7 protein-coding genes are annotated in these 5,200 nt (G+C 69.9%); 4 read left to right on the plus strand and 3 right to left on the minus strand.

Translation table 11 applies throughout. The features are described 5' to 3' along the window. Nucleotides 1-328: Hpt domain-containing protein (locus JWQ05_RS18895; protein WP_299661848.1), on the minus strand; the 328-nt coding region annotated here is incomplete at its 3' end. A gap of 135 nt (nucleotides 329-463) precedes the next feature. After that, nucleotides 464-1,198, minus strand: coding sequence for a histidine phosphotransferase ChpT (gene chpT, locus JWQ05_RS18900; protein ID WP_299661851.1), 735 nt, complete (start codon nucleotides 1,196-1,198; stop codon nucleotides 464-466). Nucleotides 1,199-1,341: 143 nt separating this feature from the next. Between chpT and JWQ05_RS18905 the strand changes: the two genes are divergently transcribed. Further along, complete coding sequence (locus JWQ05_RS18905) at nucleotides 1,342-2,208, plus strand: 3'(2'),5'-bisphosphate nucleotidase CysQ (RefSeq protein ID WP_299661854.1); 867 nt, start codon at nucleotides 1,342-1,344, stop codon at nucleotides 2,206-2,208. Between the two features lie 41 nt (nucleotides 2,209-2,249). Here JWQ05_RS18905 and JWQ05_RS18910 read toward each other — a convergent pair whose 3' ends face one another. After that, nucleotides 2,250-2,738, minus strand: coding sequence for a hypothetical protein (locus tag JWQ05_RS18910; RefSeq protein WP_299661857.1), 489 nt, complete (start codon nucleotides 2,736-2,738; stop codon nucleotides 2,250-2,252). A 161-nt stretch (nucleotides 2,739-2,899) separates the two neighbouring features. Here JWQ05_RS18910 and JWQ05_RS18915 point away from each other — a divergent pair, with 161 nt between their 5' ends. The 3 genes from JWQ05_RS18915 to JWQ05_RS18925 all read left to right on the plus strand — a co-directional run bounded on the left by JWQ05_RS18915 (nucleotide 2,900) and on the right by JWQ05_RS18925 (nucleotide 4,922). Beyond that, on the plus strand, nucleotides 2,900-3,520 hold the full coding sequence (locus tag JWQ05_RS18915; RefSeq protein ID WP_299661860.1) for a DUF1134 domain-containing protein: 621 nt from the start codon (nucleotides 2,900-2,902) through the stop codon (nucleotides 3,518-3,520). Between the two features lie 164 nt (nucleotides 3,521-3,684). Beyond that, complete coding sequence (locus tag JWQ05_RS18920; protein ID WP_299661862.1) at nucleotides 3,685-4,428, plus strand: hypothetical protein; 744 nt, start codon at nucleotides 3,685-3,687, stop codon at nucleotides 4,426-4,428. A gap of 188 nt (nucleotides 4,429-4,616) precedes the next feature. Further along, complete coding sequence (locus JWQ05_RS18925) at nucleotides 4,617-4,922, plus strand: 3',5'-cyclic-nucleotide phosphodiesterase (protein WP_299661865.1); 306 nt, start codon at nucleotides 4,617-4,619, stop codon at nucleotides 4,920-4,922. The last annotated feature ends 278 nt before the right edge of the window (nucleotides 4,923-5,200 follow it).

A 5,200-nucleotide genomic window follows, 5' to 3' on the forward strand; every position in this document is an offset into this window, starting at 1 on the left:
TGCCCGTCGGCTCGGTTCCGGTGGCTTCGAGGTCGCCCAGGATCGCCTTGAGGCGGTCGAGGGTGACGAGGATGAGGCTGACGGCCGGGCCCGTCACCGGCATGCCGTCGCGGAACTGACCCATCAGGGTCTCGGCGGCGTGGGCGAGCGCCTCGAGGCGCGGCAGGCCGAGGAAGCCGCAGGTGCCCTTGATCGTGTGGACGAGGCGAAAGATGTTGCGCAGGATCGTCTGATTGTTCGGATCCTGTTCGAACCGGACGAGCTCGGCGTCGACGGTGTCGAGATGCTCCGCGCTCTCGGTCAGGAACTCACGCAACAAGTCGTCCATGAGAGGTACTCGGTCCATACGCGCACTACAGTCTGTGCAGGTGGGACCTTGAACCCGAACCGGTTAGGGAAGGGTTTCAGCGCCTCGAACAAAGCGGGAGACAGCAATAATATTGGCTGTACTCCCGCAACCCCGTCAGGCGAGGGCCGTTTCCGGAGGTTCCGAATCGGACGGACGCGTGTCCTCCAGCACCGGCGCGGTCGAAGCGGGAGCGTCCGGAATCGCCGCGGCGGTCGGCGTCGAGGTGATCGTCACCGTGTCGCCCTCGATGGTAAAGCGCACGTCCATCGCCGCCGCGCGGGCGACGAGGCCGGCATAGAAGGGCAGGATGCCGTGAGCGTCGACGGTGCCGTTCTCGGGCGTCCCGGCGATCATCGCCTCCACGTGCGCCGGGATGCGGGCGTGGGAACCCTTGCTCGTCAGGACGAGGGTCGGGGCCTCACCATCGCCGCGCACCACCACGTCGATGAGGCCGCCGCGCGGGATCGCGGTCTGGGCGATCATCACGAGGTTGAGCAGGAGCTTGACCTTGTTCTTCGGATAGAGCGCCTGCGGCGCGCTCCAGGCGAGCTTCGTCTTGTCGTCGGCGAACATGCCGCGCGAGACCTTCTCGGCGTCGGCGAGGTCGATCGAGGCCCCCGCCGATCCGGCGGCCCCGAAGGCGATGCGGGCGAATTGCAGGCGGGCGGAGGCCTGCCGCGCGCTCTTGGCGATCAGCTCCAGGGCGAATTCCCGCATGGAGGTGTCGCTCTCGTCCTCCAGGACCTCCAGCCCGTTCACGATGGCGCCCACGGGGCTGATCACGTCGTGACAGACGCGCGAGCACAACAGGGCGGACAGGTCGAGGGCGTCGAGGTCGAGAGGTGTCATGCTGGGCTCCGCGCAGGCGTTTTTCGGGCCGCGTCCGGTCTTGCATGGCACCGATAGACGGCGCCGATTGCTTTGAAAAGCGTCCGCGCGGATCGTGATCCGGCTCGACAAAGCCGTGTGGGACGGGCATCCTAGGATGCATCATGTCGATCGATGCGCCGACGCGCGACCGTATTGCGGCCAGCTTGATGGAAATCGCCTGCCGGGCAGGCGAGATCCTGAAGAAACATCACGGCGGGGATTGCCCGCACGTGCTCAAGCCCGACGGATCGCCGGCGAGCGAAGCCGATGTCGAATCCGAAGCCTTCATCATCGCCGAACTCGATCGGCAATGGCCGGGCATCCCGGTGATCGCCGAGGAATCGTCCTACGACCACCCGCCCGCGCCGCTCTTCTTCCTCGTCGATCCCCTCGACGGGACCCGCGATTTCCTCGCCGGCAACCCGGAATACAGCGTCAATATCGGGCTCATCGCCGGTGACAGGCCGATCGCCGCCGCCCTCGCGGCGCCGGGGCTCGGGCGGGTCTGGGGCGCCGGGGCGAACGCCTTCGAGGCGACCTTCGCCGCCGGGCGCCTGGAGGCGCGGGTTCCGATCGCGGTGCGCCCGATGCCCGACAAGGGGCTTGTCGCACTGATGAGCAGCCGTCATGGCGACGTCGAGACGACCGCCTGCCTGGAGACGCTCCGGGTGGGGGCCACGCGCTCGGCGGCGTCCGCCCTGAAGTTCTGCCTCATCGCCTCCGGCGAGGCCGACATCTACGTGCGCTGCGGCCCGACGATGGAATGGGATACCGCTGCCGGTGACCACATCCTCACCGTGGCTGGCGGCTGCGTGGTGGCACCGGCCGGGCGGCCGATGACCTACGGGCACTACACCCGGAGTTACCGCAATGGGCCCTTTGCGGCTCTGGGCGACGCCAGCTACGCGGCGAACCTCGTCCTGCCCGAGCGCAGCCCCAATACCCGCGCGTCGGATCGCAGCGTGCCGCGCGGTGAGAGCCGCGCCTGAGGCCGAGGGACCGCAACGGCGGCGTTCGGGCAAGCGGACGCCTATTCGGGAAAGTCGCGTTCGACTTGGTCCCTGAGCGCTGGCCAGCGCGCCTCCGCCCGCATGGCGAGCCCCGGATCGGTGAGGATTTGTGCCCGGTGTTCGGCGTTGCGCAGCAGGTAGAGGCGCTCGATGCCCGCCGGACCGGGGCAACGGGCGAAGACCAGCGGGTCGGTGTCGACGAGGCGGCCCGCGAGGATCCCCACCGGGTCGAAGCCGCCGAGACGCGGCGCGTAGCTCGATGGATCTCGACGGAACGCCTCCCGGTTCGCCGCCCGCGCGAAACGCCAGGCCTTGCCGGCCCAGGCCGCCTCGTAGGCTACCAGTCCCGGCTCCGGCCCGTCGAGAAAGTAGCTGACCACGTCGAATCCGCGCACGGCGATCGGTCCCGACGACAGGTTCGGCAGGAGGTCCGCGCGCGCGACCGCGCCGAACGAACAGGCGAGTCCGGCCGAGGCGTGGGCGAGCAGGTGACGGCGCGTTAACCACATGTTGCTTTGTTTCGCGTCAAGCTCGCGCGCATCGCAGCCTCAGGACCGACCGATCGCCGGAGAGGTCCGCTGTGACGTGACGACGAACACCGCATCCCTAGCGTGGATGCGGTTATCGGGATGCTACCGGCACGGCCCGACACCCGGAGGAGGAACGAGTCATGACGTCGAACTTTCGGGGGGCCTGCCCCCTGCCCCCGGCACCGGTGACGACCCGGCGCGTGCTGCTCTCCGGGCTCGCCGCCACCCTGCTTCTCGGGGCCTCGCCCCGCGCCATGGCGGCCGCCGAGGGCCGGCCTGGCACCTTCCGGCCCCAGGAACTCGTCGACAACGGCCACCGCTTCTTCGGTTCGATGTCGCGTGGCCTCGCCCAGCTCGTCGAGGAAGCCACCCGGCGCTGGGGGCAGCCCAACGGCTACATCCTGGGCCAGGAAGCCTCCGGGGCCATCGTCGGTGGCGTGCGCTACGGCGAGGGCACGCTCTATACCCGCAATGCCGGACAGCGCCGGCTCTACTGGCAGGGCCCGTCCATCGGCTTCGATGTCGGCGGGGACGGCGACCGGACCATGATGCTGGTCTACAACCTGCCGAGCGTCGCGGGCCTCTATCAGCGCTTCGGCGGCGTGGACGGCTCGGCCTACCTCGTCGGCGGCTTCGGCATGACGGCGGTGACGGCGGACGGGATCGTGGTCGTGCCCATCCGCACCGGAGTCGGCGCGCGGCTCGGCATCAATGTCGGCTACGTGAAATTCACGGACAAGCCGACCTGGAATCCGTTCTGAGCGCTGTGCCCTTCGGGCTGCACTGGCCGGCAACCCGCGCGATACCCGGCACCACGTCTTGCCCCATCCAGGCGAAAATGGGCTAGACAGGGAAATCCGGGCGACGGCGCGAGGCGCGCCTGTCGCCGTGCCCCGTTCCCGGCGTGTTGCAAGAGCGTGTCCGCGTGATCGAAACCGTGATGATCTTCGCCCTCGGCTTTCTGGCCGCGAGCCTCTGCGGCCTGTTGCTGCTGCCGGCGGTGAATGCGCGGGCGGCCCGCCTGTCCCGGCGCCGGATCGAGGCGCGCCTGCCGCTGTCCCTCTCCGAGGTCGCCGCCGAGAAGGATTACCTGCGCGCGCAATTCGCCGTCACCCAGCGCCGGCTCGAGCGCCGGGTCGAGGCGGTGACCGCGCATCGCCACGCGGATCTCGCCACCATCGGGGCCCGCACCCTCGAGGCCGCCGCCCTGGCCAGGACCGTCGAGTCACGCGAGGCCTCATTGAGCGAGCGCGAGGCGGACATCGCCGCGACCCGGGCGACCCTGGGCGCCGTCGAGCGCGATCTCGACGCGGCGCGCCAGGAATCGGCGCTCGGCGTCGCCACGCTCCAGGTGCTCGAAGACGCCCATCGCGACGCTCTCGATGACCTGTTCGCGGCGCGCACCGAGCGCGCCGCCGTATCGGCGAGCGAGCCCCGGGACGCCACCACGACCGGCGTTCCCGACCTCACCGCCGCGCTGGTGGCCGAGCGCGAGACCCTGCGTGCCAGCCTGGCGGCCGCCGAGGAGGCCCTGGCGGAGGTGATGGCTCGCCGCGAAGGCGAGTCCGCCGACTTGCGCCGCCGGATCTCCGACGTGGCTGACTCCCTGATGCAGCGCGAGCGCCTGCCCCCGGTCGCGGCCTTCACCATGCCGGCCCGCTCCAACTGACGCGCGCGCACGAAGCGGTCCGCGGCCGTGATCTGCGACGAAGTACCCCGCGCACGTTGCGCGGATGCGAAATCGCGGCGTAGAAAGCGGCCGGATCACGCGGCGACCATCCGCGCGCCATGTTTCGACCATGTCCGCGCTTCATCGGATCGCCTATTCCCTGTTTTCTGAGACGGACCGCGCCCCCCATGGCCCTTAAGCTCACGTCGCTTGCCTTCGTCCTCGCCGCAACGGCCTCCCTCGCGGTCGTCCCCGCCCTGGCGCAGCCGGCCGCCCAGCCGCAATCCGGCACCGCGGCCGCGCCTCAGACCAAGCGCGGCAACGACACCCTGAAGAAGTACTGCACCGGCGACTACCTGACCTATTGCGGCAACCTCGCCACCGATGATCCGGCCCTCGACAAGTGCTTCCAGACCAACTGGACGAAGCTCTCGGAGAATTGCCGCCGCGCCATCGACGTCTACCAGAAGACCGACGGCAAGAAGAAGGGCTGAGGCCCCGCCAACGCCGCGCGGGACAGCGGCGCCGTTCGGCTCGCATCGCGGTGCCGCAGGCGCTATGGTCCCGCCAACCGAGTGCCGGACTGCCAGCGTTGATGTTCTTCCGTTCCCGCCATCTGCCGACGATCGTCGTGATCGGGTTCCTCGCTCTCTCCGCCTCGGCCTGTGGCCGGCGCGGCGCGCTGGAGCCGCCACCGGGTACGGCCGCCGCGCGGTCCGTGGCACGCCCAGGCCTGCCCGGTGTCGCGACCCCGCGCGCCCTGCCCCAAAGC

This window comes from Methylobacterium sp. (genome assembly GCF_028290105.1).
Classification (GTDB): domain Bacteria; phylum Pseudomonadota; class Alphaproteobacteria; order Rhizobiales; family Beijerinckiaceae; genus Methylobacterium.